This is a genomic window from Variovorax sp. WDL1 (genome assembly GCF_001541225.1).
Lineage (GTDB): Bacteria > Pseudomonadota > Gammaproteobacteria > Burkholderiales > Burkholderiaceae_C > Variovorax.
Genome location: NZ_LMTS01000322.1, coordinates 1 through 338 on the forward strand (window position 1 = coordinate 1; position 338 = coordinate 338).

1 protein-coding gene is annotated in these 338 nt (G+C 71.6%); it reads right to left on the reverse strand.

From position 1 onward, the window contains the following. A partial coding sequence (locus APY03_RS36315) for an autotransporter-associated beta strand repeat-containing protein (protein ID WP_157103516.1) occupies positions 1-338 on the reverse strand: 338 nt, incomplete at both ends.

The following is a 338-nucleotide window of genomic DNA, read 5'->3' on the forward strand; positions in this document are numbered from 1 at the left end:
CGCCGCTGAAGGTGGTGCTGGTGTTGTCGCCTCCCGCCGTCAGCGTGCCGGTGCCCAGGGTCACGAAGCCGAAGCCGGCCAGGCTGCCGATGGTCTGGCTGAAATTGTTCAGGTCCAGCGTGGCGCCGCCGCCGAGCGTCACCGCGCTGGCGGCGTTGAAGGCATTTGCCGCCCCAGCCCGCAGGGTGCCTGCGCTGAGGGTCGTCGTCCCAGCGTAGGTGTTGGCGCCGGCGAGGGTCAAGGTGCCGGCGCCGGTCTTGGTCACGCTGCCGGTGCCCGAGATCGACCCGTTGGACGCCAGGTCGGCGTCGGTCTGGAAGCCGCCACCGCCACTGCCG